The organism is Colwellia sp. RE-S-Sl-9 (assembly GCF_048296855.1).
GTDB lineage: Bacteria > Pseudomonadota > Gammaproteobacteria > Enterobacterales > Alteromonadaceae > Pseudocolwellia.
Map to the genome: position 1 here is coordinate 2,747,486 of NZ_CP182631.1, position 14,280 is coordinate 2,761,765.

At 36.4% G+C, this 14,280-nt stretch carries 16 protein-coding genes; 12 read left to right on the top strand and 4 right to left on the bottom strand.

The window, feature by feature from the left end; all coding sequences use genetic code 11:
• Nucleotides 1–10 precede the first annotated feature (10 nt).
• The 11 genes from ACM9HF_RS11860 to mgtE all read left to right on the top strand — a co-directional run bounded on the left by ACM9HF_RS11860 (nt 11) and on the right by mgtE (nt 8,371).
• A complete protein-coding gene (locus tag ACM9HF_RS11860; RefSeq protein WP_473618293.1) occupies nt 11–865 on the top strand; it encodes a KpsF/GutQ family sugar-phosphate isomerase in 855 nt (284 codons plus the stop codon).
• On the top strand, nt 866–1,411 hold the full coding sequence (gene kdsC / locus ACM9HF_RS11865) for a 3-deoxy-manno-octulosonate-8-phosphatase KdsC (protein WP_473608400.1): 546 nt from the start codon (nt 866–868) through the stop codon (nt 1,409–1,411).
• Complete coding sequence (lptC, locus tag ACM9HF_RS11870; protein WP_473608405.1) at nt 1,408–1,974, top strand: LPS export ABC transporter periplasmic protein LptC; 567 nt, start codon at nt 1,408–1,410, stop codon at nt 1,972–1,974. Before kdsC ends, lptC begins: the two co-directional genes overlap by 4 nt.
• Nucleotides 1,940–2,479: a lipopolysaccharide transport periplasmic protein LptA gene (gene lptA / locus ACM9HF_RS11875; protein ID WP_473608409.1), complete on the top strand. Its 540-nt coding sequence runs from the start codon at nt 1,940–1,942 to the stop codon at nt 2,477–2,479. Before lptC ends, lptA begins: the two co-directional genes overlap by 35 nt.
• A gap of 3 nt (nt 2,480–2,482) precedes the next feature.
• Complete coding sequence (lptB, locus tag ACM9HF_RS11880; protein WP_473608412.1) at nt 2,483–3,214, top strand: LPS export ABC transporter ATP-binding protein; 732 nt, start codon at nt 2,483–2,485, stop codon at nt 3,212–3,214.
• A 77-nt stretch (nt 3,215–3,291) separates the two neighbouring features.
• Nucleotides 3,292–4,734, top strand: a complete 1,443-nt coding sequence (gene rpoN / locus ACM9HF_RS11885; RefSeq protein ID WP_473608416.1) for an RNA polymerase factor sigma-54 — start codon at nt 3,292–3,294, stop codon at nt 4,732–4,734.
• Nucleotides 4,735–4,767: 33 nt separating this feature from the next.
• Nucleotides 4,768–5,055, top strand: coding sequence for a ribosome hibernation promoting factor (gene hpf, locus ACM9HF_RS11890; RefSeq protein WP_473608420.1), 288 nt, complete (start codon nt 4,768–4,770; stop codon nt 5,053–5,055).
• Nucleotides 5,056–5,084: 29 nt separating this feature from the next.
• On the top strand, nt 5,085–5,540 hold the full coding sequence (gene ptsN / locus ACM9HF_RS11895) for a PTS IIA-like nitrogen regulatory protein PtsN (RefSeq protein WP_473608423.1): 456 nt from the start codon (nt 5,085–5,087) through the stop codon (nt 5,538–5,540).
• A 27-nt stretch (nt 5,541–5,567) separates the two neighbouring features.
• Nucleotides 5,568–6,422, top strand: coding sequence for an RNase adapter RapZ (gene rapZ, locus ACM9HF_RS11900; RefSeq protein ID WP_473608426.1), 855 nt, complete (start codon nt 5,568–5,570; stop codon nt 6,420–6,422).
• 26 nt (nt 6,423–6,448) lie between these two features.
• Nucleotides 6,449–6,724 (top strand): HPr family phosphocarrier protein, encoded by a 276-nt coding sequence (locus ACM9HF_RS11905; RefSeq protein WP_473608430.1) that lies wholly within the window; start codon nt 6,449–6,451, stop codon nt 6,722–6,724.
• Nucleotides 6,725–7,012: 288 nt separating this feature from the next.
• On the top strand, nt 7,013–8,371 hold the full coding sequence (gene mgtE / locus ACM9HF_RS11910) for a magnesium transporter (RefSeq protein ID WP_473618294.1): 1,359 nt from the start codon (nt 7,013–7,015) through the stop codon (nt 8,369–8,371).
• Nucleotides 8,372–8,699: 328 nt separating this feature from the next.
• Here mgtE and pmbA read toward each other — a convergent pair whose 3' ends face one another.
• Entirely contained in the window at nt 8,700–10,055 is a 1,356-nt protein-coding gene (pmbA, locus tag ACM9HF_RS11915) for a metalloprotease PmbA (RefSeq protein WP_473608434.1), read from the bottom strand.
• 140 nt (nt 10,056–10,195) lie between these two features.
• On the opposite strand from pmbA, the gene yjgA reads away from it, so the two are divergent.
• On the top strand, nt 10,196–10,714 hold the full coding sequence (gene yjgA, locus ACM9HF_RS11920; protein ID WP_473608438.1) for a ribosome biogenesis factor YjgA: 519 nt from the start codon (nt 10,196–10,198) through the stop codon (nt 10,712–10,714).
• Between the two features lie 57 nt (nt 10,715–10,771).
• Here yjgA and ACM9HF_RS11925 read toward each other — a convergent pair whose 3' ends face one another.
• From ACM9HF_RS11925 to ACM9HF_RS11935, 3 genes are all read right to left on the bottom strand, one after another.
• Nucleotides 10,772–11,659: a DMT family transporter gene (locus ACM9HF_RS11925; protein WP_473608442.1), complete on the bottom strand. Its 888-nt coding sequence runs from the start codon at nt 11,657–11,659 to the stop codon at nt 10,772–10,774.
• Between the two features lie 65 nt (nt 11,660–11,724).
• Complete coding sequence (locus ACM9HF_RS11930) at nt 11,725–12,852, bottom strand: succinylglutamate desuccinylase/aspartoacylase family protein (RefSeq protein WP_473608445.1); 1,128 nt, start codon at nt 12,850–12,852, stop codon at nt 11,725–11,727.
• 27 nt (nt 12,853–12,879) lie between these two features.
• Nucleotides 12,880–14,112, bottom strand: a complete 1,233-nt coding sequence (locus tag ACM9HF_RS11935) for a DsbA family protein (protein WP_473608448.1) — start codon at nt 14,110–14,112, stop codon at nt 12,880–12,882.
• Nucleotides 14,113–14,280: the final 168 nt, after the last annotated feature.

A 14,280-nucleotide genomic window follows, 5' to 3' on the forward strand; every position in this document is an offset into this window, starting at 1 on the left:
TTGTCAGTTAATGTTTAACTGTACAGGACGAGTTATTGTTATTGGTATGGGAAAATCTGGCCATATTGGTGGGAAAATAGCAGCGACATTAGCCAGTACAGGAACACCCGCTTTTTTTGTTCACCCTGGTGAAGCAAGTCATGGTGATTTAGGCATGATCAGACAAGATGATGTTGTGTTAACCATATCTAACTCAGGCGAAACCGCTGAAGTTTTATCTATAGTTCCCGTAATTAAACGCATGGGCAGCAAGTTAATTGCCATGACAGGTAATGCAAATTCAACGTTAGCTGATATAGCTGACACTCACATTTGTATTAAAGTTTCTCAAGAGGCTTGTCCTTTAGGATTAACGCCTACATCAAGTACCACTGCCACTTTAGTTATGGGAGATGCATTAGCTGTAGCCTTACTCAACGCGAGAGGTTTTACTGCTGACGATTTTGCATTATCTCACCCTGGTGGTAGCTTAGGTAAAAGATTATTACTACGATTATCTGATGTAATGCATAGCAATGAGCGCGTACCGGTAGTACAAAGTACGGCAAAAATTAAAGATGCACTCGTTGAAATGTCATTAAAAGGTTTAGGAATGACGGCTATTGTTGATGACAACAAATTGGTTGGATTATTTACTGACGGCGATTTACGTAGAATCTTAGATCAAAAAGTAGATATTCATCAAGATGAGATAACAAGTGTAATGACGAAGGATCCTACAGTCGCACCTCCCGATATGCTAGCCGCTGAAGCATTAAAAATAATGGAAGACAAAAAAATTAATGGTCTTATTATTGTTAACGAAAACAATACTCCTATTGGTGCGATGAATATGCACGACCTTCTGAAATCGGGGATCATATAAATGAACACACTTTACGGACATGTCGAACAAATCATTCTAGACAAAGCCAAACAAATAAAACTTTTTATTTGTGATATCGACGGGGTATTTTCAGATGGACGAATATATTTAGGAAATAATGGCGAAGAGCTAAAAGCTTTCCATACCAAAGACGGTTATGGCATAAAAGCATTAGGTGCAAGCGGAGTTGATGTTGCAGTAATTACTGGCCGACAATCAAATATTGTACAAACAAGAATGACGGCTCTCAATGTAAAATATATTATTCAGGGCCAAGAAAATAAATTACCCGCATTAAAAGAAATATTAACCCAAATGAATTGTGCGCCTGAACAAGTCGCTTATATTGGTGATGACATGCCTGACTATGAATGTATGGCTTATGTTGGCTTAAGTATTGCCGTAAATGATGCTCATCCTCAAATATTACAACTTGCTCATTACACCACCTATACCAAAGGTGGTTTTGGTGCAGTACGAGAAGTGTGCGATTTAATTATGCAAACTCAAGGGACACTTGAACATGCAACTGGCGCTAGTATATGACTCGGCTATATAGCTTAGCTTTTTTTGCTTTATTATTAGCTGGTATTGCATACGGCTTAGTTGAGTGGTTGCAATCCAAAGAACAAATAACTGAAAATGTTGCTACTGAATTAACACCTGATTTTATTGCCGAATCGTTAAAAAGTAACACATTTAATAATAAAGGCGGGCTAAGCCATATAATTGATGCTCAAAGAATGGAGCACTATTCAGATATAGAAGTTACACACTTTGAGTTTCCAAGCTTAACGATATATCCAGAAAATAAAAATGTTCCATGGAAAGTCAGTTCAAAAGAAGGCACACTGTTTAAGAACAACCGTGTAAGCTTAAAAAACCGAGTAAAAATAGAAGCTACTGATCCTGATAGCTTGATACAAGAAATTCATGGTAAATCAATAGAATTAGATTTAAATACAAATATTATTAGTTCAGAACAAGCTATCGTCGTTTTAGGTAATGGCTTTACTATGTATGGCTCTGGGCTAATTGTTGATATTAACACCAAACAGATGACACTAACCGAACATGTGCAAACTATTTTCAAAAAAATTAAAAAGTAGCTTACTACTGCTTTTACTATCGTCATTAGCAAGCACGAGTGCTTTAGCTAAAAAAATTGATTTAAATCAAGAGCTAAGTATTGACGCCAGCCGTCAGTCAGCTGATCTTAAAAACAAAATATTCAGCTACATCGATAATGTTGTTATTAAACAAGGTACATTGATCATCAAAGCTGATTTAGTGCAAGTACTTACAGACACAACAACAGGTGAAAAAACCTATATAGCAAAAGGTAAGCCTGCAACCTTTGAACAAACATTAGAAGACGGTAAACCTATTAATCTTCAAGCTAATGAAATCAGATATGAACCGTCTTTAAATACCGTAACCATATCTGGGCAAGCGTTACTGAAACAAGATGGTAGCGAAGTAAGCGGTAGTAAAATTACCTATAACTCAGAAACAGAATACGTAAATGCTGAAAGTAATAAAAACGATAAAGTAAAAACAGTTATTCAGCCCAAAGAAAAAACAAAACCCACTTTATCTCAGGACATTCAATAAGTCATGACTACCTCAACGTTAATCGCAAAAGGTTTAGCTAAATCTTACAAAGGTCGTAAGGTTGTAAAAAATGTAGGGTTAAAGGTCAACGCTGGTCAAATCGTAGGTTTACTAGGGCCTAATGGTGCAGGAAAAACCACTTCTTTTTATATGATAGTCGGCCTTGTTCCTAACGATGAAGGCTCTATTGTTCTTAACGATGAAGACGTCACCTTATTACCTATGCACGAACGCGCTAGAAAAGGTATTGGATATCTGCCACAAGAAGCTTCAATTTTTAGAAAGCTAAGTGTATACGATAACATTATGGCCATCTTACAAACTCAAAAAGGCCTTAATGAAATCGAACGAGAAGAAAGATTAGAGCACTTATTGGAAGAATTTAATATTGGTCATATTAAAGATAATTTAGGTATGAGCTTATCTGGTGGTGAACGCCGCAGAGTCGAAATAGCCAGAGCACTTGCCGCAGACCCAAAATTTATATTATTAGATGAACCGTTTGCCGGCGTAGATCCTATTTCTGTTGGCGACATAAAAAAAATTATTATTCACTTAAAGCAACGTGGTATAGGTATATTAATTACAGACCATAATGTTCGAGAAACACTCGATGTTTGCGAGCATGCGTATATTGTAAGTCATGGTGAACTGATCGCTGAAGGGACCTCTGAAGAAATACTTTCCAATCAGCATGTAAGAGATGTATACCTTGGTGAACAATTTACGCTATAGTTATCTATAAGCAGTCAACAATATTTATATTGTTTTATCGTTTTGTATTATTAATGAATAGGATAAAAAATACGTAGATGCGCCCTTCTTTACAACTCCGTATCGGACAACATCTAACGATGACACCGCAGTTACAACAAGCCATCAAGCTGTTGCAACTCTCTACGTTGGATTTACAACAAGAAATTCAAGAGGCATTGGAGAGTAATCCTTTGCTAGAAGTTGATGAAAGTCCTTCTAATACCCAAGATGAATCAGTCAATAATTTAGAAGATGCATTTTCCGCAAATGCGACAAAAGAAATAGATTCAAAAAAAACAGACGGCACTGAAGACTCTTCCCCAACTATAGATGAAATGACAACCACAGAAGCCATGGGAAACACAGATATTCCTGAAGAGTTAAACATGGATACTACGTGGGACGAAAGCTACAGTGCTGGCGTATCAAACACAGGTAGCATTAGCTCTCCTTCTGAAGATTATACCTACCAAGGCGAAACTAAAGACTCGCTGCAAGATCACCTTTTATGGCAAATGGAATTAACACCTTTTAGTGACACAGACAAAACCATTGCAATAGCGATTATTGAAGCCATAGATGAATCTGGATATTTAACCGTTTCCTGTGAAGATATTTTAGACTGTGTTGGCATTGAAGGTGTTGAACTCGATGAAATACAAGCAGTACTAAAAAGAATTAACGTATTTGATCCTGTAGGTGTAGGGGCTCGTTCAGTCTCTGATTGTTTATTGATTCAACTGAATCAATTTGAACTAACAACGCCTTGGTTAAAAGAAGCCAAGCAAGTTGTTAAAGATTATATCGATCTACTAGGTAGTAGAGATTATCGTCAGTTAATGCGTAAAACACGCTTAAAAGAAGATCAATTACGTGAAGTCCTTCGCTTAATTCAATCATTAGATCCTCGTCCTGGTGACAGCGTAGTTAAAAGTGACGATCAATATGTTATTCCTGACGTATCCGTTGAAAAGAAAAATGGTCGTTGGGTTGTTGAGTTAAATCCAGATACCGCGCCTAAGTTGTCTGTTAACCAACAATATGCAGCAATGACACGTACCATGAAGTCAACAAACGATACACTATTAAAAGTGTCTAATTGTATTGTTCAGCGCCAGCAAGGCTTTTTTGAGCATGGCCCTGAATCTATGCGACCTATGGTTTTAAACGATATAGCCGAAGCCGTTGAAATGCATGAATCTACTATTTCACGTGTAACAACACAAAAATATATGCATACACCAAGAGGTATATTTGAACTTAAATACTTCTTCTCCAGCCATGTTAGTACCGAAAATGGTGGCGATTGCTCCTCAACAGCAATCAGAGAGCTTATCAAAAAACTTGTCGCCGCAGAAATTCCTGCCAAACCATTAAGTGATAATAAAATGGCAGAAATACTCGCCGAGCAAGGTATACAAGTGGCTCGTCGAACCGTAGCAAAATATAGAGAATCGTTGTCCATTCCACCATCAAACCAACGAAAAAGTTTAATTTAATTTTTCAAATATCACTAAAAGAGGGTTTAACTTATGCAAATCAATTTAACTGGTCATCATGTAGAAATCACAAACTCTTTACGCGAATACGTTAATACGAAATTTTCAAAATTAGAACGTCATTTTGATCAGATCAATAATGTTCATGTTGTGTTAACCATTGAAAAATCAAATCAAATAGCTGAATCTACTGTTCATTTAAAGGGAACAGAAGTACATGCTACAGCAGAAAACCATGATATGTATGCCTCAATTGACGCTTTAATCGATAAACTAGATCGTCAAATATTAAAACACAAAGGCAAAACAACCCACCATTAACCTATAAAAAACAGGCTTTAGTAGTAATTATGACTTTGCAAGATATCTTAATGCCAGATTGCACATTTTGTGCAGTATCTGGCTCTAGCAAAAAGCGCGTTCTCGATAAAATTTGTACCATAGCAGCAGATAAAATTGTTGAACATAGTGCATACGAATTACTCGAAAGCCTAATCGCAAGAGAAAAACTAGGATCAACAGGAATAGGCAACGGTATTGCTATTCCTCATGGTCGTTTACCTAATGCAAAATCAGTTGTAGCAATTATTGTAACTACCGATATACCTGTAGATTTTGACGCAATCGACAACAAGCCTGTTGATATTTTTATTGCGTTATTCGTTCCCGAAGACGCTTGTAAAGAACATTTAACCACTTTGCAGAGTATTGCTAAGCTATTCAGTGATAAGCAAATAGCAAAACAAGTGCGTAAATGCCAAAGCAATGAAGCTTTGTATAATCTTATTCAAGAAAATAGAAATTAGTCGTTATAAAAAGGAACGAACAGTTCAATGAAGTTAATCATAGTAAGTGGACGTTCTGGTTCAGGAAAGTCTGTCGCATTAAGAGTGTTAGAAGATCTAGGTTATTATTGTGTCGACAATATTCCAGTTAATTTACTACCGGCACTAACACATACCGTTATCAATGATTATGAAAATGTCGCAGTGAGCATTGACGTACGTAATTTACCTAACAACCCTCAAGATGTTTCTGAAATATTAGACTATCTCCCTAGTACTGTTGATTTAAATATTTTATACCTAGATGCTGATGACAGTGATTTAATTAGACGATTCAGTGAAACAAGAAGGTTACATCCTCTCATTAAGCAAAATATAGCTCTCGATCAGGCTATCGCCTTGGAAAAAAAATTATTAGAACCAATATCTACCCGTACAGGTTTATACATTAATACCAGCCAACTATCGCCTCACCAACTTGCAGATTTAGTAAGAGAGCGTATTTTGGGTAAAAAGTCTGGCTCTATGGTGGTTGTATTTGAATCATTTGGTTTTAAGCATGGCGTACCGCAAGATGCTGATTATGTGTTTGATGCACGCTTTCTTCCTAATCCCTTTTGGGATAAAGAATTAAAAGCCTATACAGGATTAGATCAACCGGTAAAAGACTATTTATCAAGCCAACCCATAGTCACTAAATTTATATGGCAGATTAATAGTTTTATGATGACCTGGTTACCTCACTTAGAACGTAACAACCGAAGTTATGTTACCATTGCTATTGGCTGTACTGGCGGAAAGCACCGTTCAGTCTACATAGCTGAGCTTCTAGCAAATAATTTAAGAAAAGAACGCGAAGATGTTCAATCACGACACAGAGACATCACCATAGCAAGTACCTAAGGGTGGCGTAGATATAAGGTTATCCCATGAAAAAATGTGAAAAAACCCTAGTTATAACTAATAAACTTGGCTTACATGCCCGCGCGGCAACAAAACTGGCACAGTTATGTCAAAAATTTAATACCTCAGTAACTGTTTCTTTAGATGATAACTCTGCTGATGCAAGTAGTATTATGGGGTTAATGCTATTAGCTGGTAGCCAAGGTAAAACCGTTACAGTTGTAACGGAAGGTGTTGATGCGGAAGAAGCAATAAAAAGTATTTGCCAATTGTTTTCTGACAAATTTGACGAAGAAGAATAACCGCGTTGTAAGTTCTCTATCACAACATTCACTAGAAAAAAGCTGAAAAAACAATTAAGTTAAGTTAAACTAACTGTCATAAGTACCCCCAAATATTGTCATACTCAATACAGATAATGTGTACTATTTAGCGTTACTCATAAATGATACCAAGTTAATTAATTGGCCACTTAGCCATTTATGATTCAACTTGATATAACACAACATCAATTATTACGAGTTCTTTTTCAGTAGAATTCAAAGTATGAAGTAAACATAATCCGCCTAAGAAGCTAAATGAAGGGTTTTATGCCAGAAATTGCAGAACAAGAATATAACCAACAAAAACTCCTAGAAGTTAATGCCGCACTCGGTAGCGGTATGTTTGTTTACGTTCGAAAGTTACTGCAAAACATGCCCTCTTATGACTTAGCTTTAATTTTAGAGTCATCTCCTCCTAAAAGTCGTACTGTTTTATGGCAACTTATCGATCCCGACAATCATGGGGATGTTCTAGAAGAACTAAATGAAGAAGTTCGTAAAGGCATTCTAAAAAGTATGCATCCTGAAAAGCTCGCAGCTGTTGCTGAGGGCATGGATGTAGATGATTTAGCGGAAGTACTAAGAACATTACCCGATAGCGCCTATCAAAGCGTATTAAACTCAATGGACTCTCAAGACAGAAGTCGTGTGGAGCAAGCATTATCATACGAGGAGGATACTGCTGGCGGTATTATGAATACCGACACCATTACCATTCGTCCTGATGTGTCGGTAGATGTGGTATTAAGGTATTTACGTTTAAAAGGTAAGCTACCTGAGTCTACCGATTCTTTTTATGTGGTGGACAGGTCTGATAAATTTATCGGTTCAGTGTCTCTAGCCGCAATAGTAACAGCAAAGCCAGATGTTATAACATCAACCCTTATCGACAAAGACATAGAAGCGATTTCAGTTAACATGCCTGAAAATGAAGTTGCTCAATTATTTGAAAGGTATGACTGGTTTTCTGCACCCGTTATTGATGATAACGGACATTTACTAGGTCGTATTACTATAGATGACGTTATCGATATAATTCGTGAAGAAGCTGAGCACTCTATGATGAGTATGGCGGGTTTAGATGACGAAGCCGATACTTTCGCTCCCGTATTAAAAAGTACGCAACAACGTTCTATCTGGCTAGGTGTTAACTTAATCACGGCGTTACTCGCAGTAGCCGTTACCAGTATGTTTGAAGGATTATTTGAACAACTTGCTATTTTAGCCGTACTTAACTCTCTTGTACCTAGTATGGGCGGAGTTGCAGGAAATCAAACATTAACGCTTGTCATACGCGGTATGGCACTAGGACATGTCGGTGAAAGTAACTCTAAAACCTTATTATTAAAAGAGCTTGCTGTTGGTTTTCTTAATGGCCTCATTTGGGCGCTACTCATTGCGAGTGTTGTCGCTATATGGAAACAAGACTTTACTTTAGGTGCTGTTATCGCCTTTGCTATGTTAATGAATATGACAGCAGCAGGAATAGCTGGCGTATCAGTACCATTATTACTTAAACGTATGAATATTGATCCTGCCTTAGCGGGTAGCGTAATATTAACCACAGTAACAGATGTAGTAGGTATATTTGCCTTTTTAGGCACAGCGACCTTACTTTTAACTTAGTTAACCTGAACTTTGGTTAAGCTACTTTACTCAATAACGCTATTTAAGCGCCTATCTGCGTTGTTTTTACTTCCAATAAACCAGTTATTGTTATTGATACGCAAACACGCCTTGATATACTCTTAAATTCCTCACTGAGCTTAATTGTCTTATAAAAACTCAAGGTATACCAAGTGCTTTTTATAAATATTTATTATAAATCAAAATATTATAAAACCCGTTAACCAAAGTTCAGGTTAGTTATAAAAAACGCCCATTACCTTAGTAGTGAGCGTTTTTAATGATAATGAAAAGTCATTGAGTATTAATTCACTCAAGTTCGGATTAATTAATTTCCAGCAACCTGCATTTCATTCATTAATAAAGAGCCTGTACGGATACTTCCTCTCATATCAACATCATCACCTACAGCGATTAAACCTTTAAACATATCTTGCAAGTTACCCGCTATCGTCACTTCAGAAACAGGAAAAGCTATCTCGCCATTTTCTACCCAAAAGCCTGCAGCACCACGCGAATAATCACCATTTACAACATTCACACCTTGGCCCATAAGCTCAGTAACTAAAAAGCCTGTACCAAGCTTTTTCAACATTTGATCAAAATTACCACCTCGACCTTCGCCTTCGGCATTTAATACCCAATTATGAATGCCTCCCGCATGCCCTGTGGTTTCTAAACCAAGTTTTCGAGCTGAATATGTGGTTAATAAATATGTTTCTAAACAGCCTTTAGTAATAATTTCTCTATCAATAGTTTTAACACCTTCACTATCAAACGAGCTACTGGCTAACGCCCCTTTAATATGAGGTCGTTCACTGATATTTAAAAAATCAGGGAATACCGACTTACCCACACAATCTAACAAAAATGACGATTTTCGATATAAGTTACCACCGCTAATAGCTGCAATAAAGTGGCCAAAAATAGTATTAGCAATATCCGCTCTAAACATTACAGGCACTTTACCCGTAGGTAGTTTTTGTGGATTTAATCTTGATAATGTTTCAATCGCAGCTTGTTTACCTACGGTTGCAGCAGCATCTAACAGATCAAACTTTCTATTCACTGTATAAGCGTAATCACGTTGCATATCGTCACCTTCACCAGCGATCATTACGCAGCTTAAACTGTGTCGAGTACTCGGATACCCCACTAGCTGTCCATGTGTATTACCATATACTTTAAAACCTTCAAATGTATCTAAACTTGCTCCATCTGAATTTGTAATACGCTTATCGTAAGCTAATGCACTTTCTTCACACGCCTTGGCTATTTCAATGGCTTGATCAGTATTCATTGCTTTAGGGTGATATAAATCTAAGTTTTCTGGCTCCATGGCAAGTAAAGACTTTTCAGCTAAACCAGAACAATCATCAATAGAGGTATACTTAGCAATATTTACCGCTGCTTGCACAGCTTGCTGTAATGCTCCTTCCGAAAGGTCTGCAGTTGACGCGCTACCTTTACGGCCTCCAATATATACTGTTAGCCCTAAAGCACCATCATTGGTAAATTCGACCGTTTCTACTTCGCCCATACGAGTACCAACACTTAAGCCTTGTTGTCTGCTCATCGCAACTTCAGCAGAATCAACACCGAGTGACTCAGCTAATTCTAATACTTTAGATACGCGATCTTTTACTTGTTCAAGTTGGCTAATAATACCGTTTGATTCTGTCATGGTTAAATTTAAGTCTCTAATATATTTAGTGGTTGATGAAATACTTACAATAAGCTTGCCTACTATTTTGTAGATTATCTATTTTTGGATTACCTAGGTGTAGTATACTATTGCTAATTTCAATTATATTAACAAACATTATGCCCCAGTCTGCTAACGATATCGACGAATTAGATGAAGATTTAAAAAGTAAATCTGAAATAAAACGTGAAATGCACAAATTACAAGATTTTGGACAAAAATTAGTAGAAATGTCTAAACATCAACGTAGTCGTCTACCCTTAACTGAAGAGCTAAAAGACGCTATGATTCTGGCAGACAAAATTCTCAACAAGCATGAGGCATTACGTAGACACATTCGGCATATTGCAAAAATATTGGCCGAAACAGATCTGGAACCTATTCATCAAGCTATGGATGTTATGGCAAATAAACATCAACAAGAAGCGGTTAAGCATACTCGATTAGAAGCGCTAAGAAATGAGCTAATTGAGGGCGGTAATGAATCTATCGAGTCTTTACTTGCTGAACATCCTACAATGGAAAGACAAAAGCTTCGTCAGCTAGTACGTCAAGCAACTAAAGAAGCAAAAGCAGAAAAGCCCGCGAAATATTTTAAAGAGTTAATCGCTTACCTCAAAGCTAACATCACTTTTTAGTCATTACACTCCACAAGCTTACATTGCTACATTGAATGATCAGTTATACCTATTTTATTATTGAGATTGGTATAACCGCTTACTCAGTAGAACAAGGGCAATCCCTCCTAGCACCATTATTGTCGATATTTGTAAGCGGGTTGTCATGACTTCATTCATAAATAAAACACCACCTAAAGTTGCGATAACGGGTACTAAAAGCTGAAGTACTGCAGCTTTAGTTGTTGTTAAACCTGTTAAAGCACTATACCAAATAGCATATCCTATTCCCGACATGACAGCGCCAGATAAAACAGCAAGTAAAATACCGCGATGAGAATACTCTGTAGTAAAAATAGTAAGTAGCGTCAACACAAGAACAAACGGGATAGTACGGAAAAAATTATAACAAGTATCCATTAGAGGAGACTTTGACCCCTTACCGATTAAAGTGTAACCCGCCCAAGCAATGCCAGATAACATCATTAAAATAAAGCCAATCAAAGAAGGTGTCGTTAAATCCGGATAAATAAGATAAATAAAGCCAATACAAGCTAAGCCTAAACCACACCATTCTGCTTTTAGTAATTTATGCTTAGTAAGTAAAACAGATAAAACCATACATATTTGAACAGAACCAAACAAAATAAGTGCCCCCGTTCCAGTATCTAAATATCCATAAGCATAAGAAAATGAAAGCGCATAAACAAATAACAAAACACTACCTAACCAGCTACCTTTAGCCAACTTAGAACTAATTCCATTTCCTTGTTTATCGGTACTTTTCTCTTCTTTTTGACGATATTGCTGAAAAATCAAGATCAGGTAAAGAGCAATGCTGCCAGATAAAAGGCGAATAATAGTAAACCCTGCGGGATCAATATAGTCTTGGCCTAATGCTATGCGACAAAGAACTGAATTAGCAGCAAACGCCACTAAAGAGAGTAAGGTTAATATAAAAACCATTATACAATCGTTATCTTATTTTTATTAATCATAGATATAGGTAGACCTGTTCAGAATGAATTAACTTACAAAGTAAAATAACGAGTAAACACTTTATACAATTCAGTACCTTGATTTACGCTTGCTGATGCAAAGTGCAATATGGGTAATACATCGTAATCTAAGGTGATTTTATGTAACGGCTCACCATCACCGTAATTATCCATACGTAAAATTTGAGCTAAAGGCTTTCCTGCTGGTAATGGTGTTCCAAATTCAGCAAGATAATCGACCATTCCTCCCATGGGAGAATAGTAAGCTTTATAATCTTTTAAATAGCATGCGTAACGTTTTATACTTTCTGGTTTTAATGACGGATTTTCAATCACATTTTTACTTTGTAGGTAAGTTAAAATACTTAAGGCATCTTGATAAGCTTCCGCTAAATCTATTTGCTCTTGAGAACCAAGCTCTACAGTAAAACTTTCTTTAACGCACGTTTTCGAGCTTATTGAAAAAGTATTTCCTGCGTTATTCAGTGCTTCTTGTAGTGTCCACCACGAACAAAATGTCGCCTCATCTAATGCGCCGCTAAAAACATTTGGGATCAATATGGTATGAGGAATATTAAAATACGATGCACTTTCTTGCGCATATTCAGGGCAATATAAGTGTTTACTAGAAATGGGCCCTGTATGTAAATCTAAAACAATATCTGCTTGATGGGCGAGTTGCTGTAACTGGTAAGCAATTCTTTGCCCTGTTGTAAGACCAAACTCGTTGTTTTGAAGTTTTTTATCAATACTATCGATAAGTTGTTGTTTGAATGCGGCTTGAATATCAGACGGTTGTGCATTTTTATATTGTTCAACAAAAGGAGCAATGATACTTTCATCAAAATAATACATGCGATTCCAATTCACTCCCGTAATAGGATCAAATCGGCCTAACGTATATTCACCATTTTTATGATTACAACCTACAGGGTTTGCGTAAGGAACAAAGGTGATGTCACCATTAACTTTTGTATCTTTTAAAATTTCAAGCAATTGAAATATAACTGCATTGCCTTGAACTTCAGCGCCATGCATATTGGCTTGAATATACACGCTAGGAAAACCTTCACGACCTTTAATTCTATATACTGGAACGGTTAATTGCGCACCGCTTGCCATCTCACCAACGTGCATGACTTCTTTAGAAATGTTATTCAACTCACTACCCGTAATAAACGATTACATCTAGCTCGCTAATATAGCATCTTCTATTTGCACTAATCTATCCTGTCCCCAACAACTTACTTCCTTATATTTAAAACAAGGAACACCCCATAAGCCCATATTATTTAATGTAAGATGGTTATTGTCTGACCATAGTTGCCAGTCGTTATCTTTGCCATATTCGATAGCATCTTCATAACTAATACCGGCCTGAGCACAAATTTTCTTTATATTTTTATCTAGAGATAAATCAAGTTCTTCTACGAATACCGCTTCAAAAGCAGCTTCAATAAATTCGTACGACTTATTGTTTTTCTCTGCAAACACAAAAATTTTATATATGTTTATAACCCCTTCTTTGAGTGGATTAACATAACCTTTAAAAGAAATATTTAATTTTTTTGCCTCTCTTGCAGCATCTAACAGCATATATCGCTGCTTATACTCTGGCATTACAACACCTCTCATACTCATAGGAACTAAAGGTTTTATCACAAGAGGAACTTGATATTTATCGCTTAACTTCTTTGCTTGTATTAATCCTATATAAGCAAACGGACTATTTATAGAAATATAAGCTTCAAGGGTAGTTTCTAAGGACTTTACTGACTTATTATCAAATAATTGTAAGGTGTTTTTGTCATAGATAACTGTTTCATTTTCTTTAGACAATCCCTTATCATTTAAAAGAAACTCTAAGTGTTCTAAACGATCTATTCCTAAAAACCATTCGCCACAAAAAAATATTGAACCAGTAGCATGGCTTCCTCTTCTAAAAAGCCTCCGCTGGTTATTTATTTGTGCAGTGATCACTGGAGTCGATAAAGGAAAATGATCTGTATAATTATCTAACCACGTATCATTAAAAACCGTTAACGCATCTTGTACGTTTTTTACAGTTAACAACCACGTTTGCTGCCCTGTTACTAACGCTTTTACTGTTGGGAATGATTTAACGCTAGATAAAGCATATTTACTGGCAATATAATTCGCATCTTTGAGCGCCCATTGTTTTACTAAGGGTATATTTACTTCAGAACTCGGCGTGGTTTCTGCAACTAAATATAATTTAAACGTTAAATTAAATCGCTTTTCGATATCTGCAAGCACTTGCACCAGCATAAAACTATGCGGATCGTTTAATGACAGATACACATCTGCTATAGGTTTATTACCAAAAAATAAAGGGAGATTATAAAATCTGTAGGTTAAAAATGACCGACGCATATGACTTTGTAACCAATGTACTTTCATCCATGCTTTTAATTTGCTAAAAATAAGTTACTCCATAACTGTCGATCAATAATATAATGTTATTTTAACGTTAAAAAAATGTAAATAAAATGTTTTTTTCAATTAGCAATTGATCAACCCATTAGGATCAGGCTAATGATTACAGTAGAATGCACGATAATTATATAG

Excerpts from the sequence above, each read along its gene's own strand:
- rapZ (WP_473608426.1), top strand. The coding sequence starts at position 5,568 with ATGAAGTTAATCATAGTAAGTGGACGTTCTGGTTCAGGAAAGTCTGTC.
- lptC (WP_473608405.1), top strand. The coding sequence starts at position 1,408 with ATGACTCGGCTATATAGCTTAGCTTTTTTTGCTTTATTATTAGCTGGT.
- lptB (WP_473608412.1), top strand. The coding sequence starts at position 2,483 with ATGACTACCTCAACGTTAATCGCAAAAGGTTTAGCTAAATCTTACAAA.
- kdsC (WP_473608400.1), top strand. The coding sequence starts at position 866 with ATGAACACACTTTACGGACATGTCGAACAAATCATTCTAGACAAAGCC.
- ACM9HF_RS11860 (WP_473618293.1), top strand. The coding sequence starts at position 11 with ATGTTTAACTGTACAGGACGAGTTATTGTTATTGGTATGGGAAAATCT.
- rpoN (WP_473608416.1), top strand. The coding sequence starts at position 3,292 with ATGCGCCCTTCTTTACAACTCCGTATCGGACAACATCTAACGATGACA.
- ptsN (WP_473608423.1), top strand. The coding sequence starts at position 5,085 with ATGACTTTGCAAGATATCTTAATGCCAGATTGCACATTTTGTGCAGTA.
- yjgA (WP_473608438.1), top strand. The coding sequence starts at position 10,196 with ATGCCCCAGTCTGCTAACGATATCGACGAATTAGATGAAGATTTAAAA.
- hpf (WP_473608420.1), top strand. The coding sequence starts at position 4,768 with ATGCAAATCAATTTAACTGGTCATCATGTAGAAATCACAAACTCTTTA.
- lptA (WP_473608409.1), top strand. The coding sequence starts at position 1,940 with ATGTGCAAACTATTTTCAAAAAAATTAAAAAGTAGCTTACTACTGCTT.
- pmbA (WP_473608434.1), bottom strand. The coding sequence starts at position 10,055 with ATGACAGAATCAAACGGTATTATTAGCCAACTTGAACAAGTAAAAGAT.
- ACM9HF_RS11925 (WP_473608442.1), bottom strand. The coding sequence starts at position 11,659 with ATGGTTTTTATATTAACCTTACTCTCTTTAGTGGCGTTTGCTGCTAAT.
- ACM9HF_RS11905 (WP_473608430.1), top strand. The coding sequence starts at position 6,449 with ATGAAAAAATGTGAAAAAACCCTAGTTATAACTAATAAACTTGGCTTA.
- ACM9HF_RS11935 (WP_473608448.1), bottom strand. The coding sequence starts at position 14,112 with ATGAAAGTACATTGGTTACAAAGTCATATGCGTCGGTCATTTTTAACC.
- mgtE (WP_473618294.1), top strand. The coding sequence starts at position 7,013 with ATGCCAGAAATTGCAGAACAAGAATATAACCAACAAAAACTCCTAGAA.